Source organism: Streptomyces sp. 13-12-16, from assembly GCF_002114215.1.
Lineage (GTDB): Bacteria > Actinomycetota > Actinomycetes > Streptomycetales > Streptomycetaceae > Streptomyces.
This window is the reverse complement of the sequence record NZ_NCTE01000510.1, coordinates 1-1,936: the sequence shown is the minus strand read 5'-3', so window position 1 is coordinate 1,936 and position 1,936 is coordinate 1. Positions and strand designations below refer to the sequence as shown.

The 1,936-nt window shown below is 71.8% G+C and carries 1 protein-coding gene; it reads right to left on the bottom strand.

What is annotated here, in order from left to right; genetic code table 11:
* Positions 1-150 precede the first annotated feature (150 nt).
* On the bottom strand, positions 151-1,596 hold the full coding sequence (locus tag B7767_RS20590; RefSeq protein WP_085573512.1) for a M6 family metalloprotease domain-containing protein: 1,446 nt from the start codon (positions 1,594-1,596) through the stop codon (positions 151-153).
* Positions 1,597-1,936 lie beyond the last annotated feature (340 nt).

The following is a 1,936-nucleotide window of genomic DNA, read 5'->3' as shown; positions in this document are numbered from 1 at the left end:
GGCCCTGCGGTGCCTCGCCGACCGCGTCCACGGCCCCCGCAACGAGGCAACCGTCTCCGATCCGACGGTCCCGCACCGGCTGGTCGTCCGCGGGAGCACCGTCCCGGCGGCGGGGCACCGGTCGCCCGGTGCCCCGCCGGAAGGCGTCGCTCAGTCCATCCGGACGTCGATCGCCATCATCTCGTCGCCCGGACTCCCCTCGACCTCGATGGTGACCCCGGACCACCGTCCGTCCGGCAGGTTGAGCGGCGGGGTCGTCGTTTCGCCGAGGGCCCTGTTTCCCAGGGACGGGTACAGGTCGTCGGAGTCTCCCCGGTTGCCCCGGCCGAAGATCGCTCCGAGGTCCCGTTTGCCGTCGGCCTGCAGCAGCTCGATGGCGAGGGCGTCCTCCTCGTTGACGTCCTTGATGGCTTCGTCGACGACGAAGACCGCGATGCCGGAGTCGGGCAGGAACGCGTCCTGTCCGCGGCGGCGCCGGTACTCGACGAGGATGTACTGCCGCTCCGTCATCGTGTCCGCGTTCTGGATGAACACGAGGTCACCGCTTTCCGCGGAGGGCCGCAGCACCAGGTCCTTGGTGCCCGCCGTGACGCGCTGCGGAGCCGCCCAGCCGTGGAACATGCGCAGCATGCCGCTGGGGAACGTCGGTGTGAGCCCGGTGTTGCCCCAGGAACCGGAGGCCATCAGGCAGTAGTTACCGAGCCCGTTGGACCTGGTCGCCGCCAACTGGCCGGTGTCGTAGTAGTCCGCCCAGCGTGCCGCGAGGTGGCCCCACTCGTGGGCGCACACGCCCATCGCACAGTTCTCGGGCACGGTGAGGAAGGTCTCCACCGTCAGGCCGGGCGCGACCTTCACGCCGTTCGGCACGCCCCACTTGAGGCTCCACAGATCGTCCCGGTCGAGCGTCTGCTCGGCGCCGAGGCCCGCGTGCACGATGAACAGGGCGGTGACCACGTGCTCGTCCAGCGCGTCGAAGGGCGTGAAGTCGACGCCCTCCTGCAGGGCGACCCGTACCGCGTCCCGGGCCAGGCCCTGGGCGTTGCGCGGGAAACCTTCCTCGGTGAGGCCGGAGTTGCCGTCGGCGTAGAAGGACAGCGGCTGCGGCATCCGGAACCAGCCCTGGACCTCGCCCTGGACGTCGATGCCGGTGTCGCCGAACGGGTCGAATCCGCTCACCGTGCGGTAGTAGTCGCGCATGCTGCCCGTCGGCAGGGACGCCGTGCTGAACAGCAACTCGCGGAAGTGGCCGGGGCGACGGTTCGGGTCGTGCGGCCGGTCGGGGAAGTCGACCAGGAGTACGAGTGTGTTGATCACGCCCTTCAGGCGCCTGGCAGGCCGGGTGATGAGCTGGCGGACAGCGCTCGGGCCCACCCGGGCGGCACCGTCGTCGAGTCCCACGCGCTTGGCGCCGCGCCGGGCCGAGCGCCAGGTGTGGTAGTAGTCCTCGAAGGCGGTGGTGTCCGGCAGCCGGCCCGAGGTGGTGAGGTCGAGGTAGCGGGCGTAGAGCTGGGCGAGGGCGTCGGGCGCCAGCGGCACCGGGCAGGGCCCCGGGCAGGCCGCGGCCGGGCTCCTGGGTGGAGTGCGGGAGTTCTTCATCGTGCCCACTCCCTGGGCTGGGACGATCGCGAAGGTCATCGCAAGGCCGTGCGGGACGCAGGGCTTCCTTGCGCGGGGCGCGTCCGAGCGCCCTTCTTCGTACTACGACATCCAGCGTCCCTCCGACTCCGCATCACGTCAAATGCAGGCGCGGAGCCCGGACTTGGCTGTTGACGCTTCAACCCATGCGCGGCAGGGACCCCTCCGCTTCCCGCTCCCGCCGTCGAGGCGCCGGCCGGTGCGACCGAGGGCTGCGGCGGGCGGGACGGCGCGGGCCCGGTGACACCTGTGCCGGACCCGCGCGGGACCGGGTCAGCGCCGGCGGGACCAGCCGGTCCCG

What these genes read in the sequence shown, in the direction of transcription:
- B7767_RS20590 (WP_085573512.1), bottom strand. Translation starts at nt 1,596, where the DNA reads ATGAAGAACTCCCGCACTCCACCCAGGAGCCCGGCCGCGGCCTGCCCG.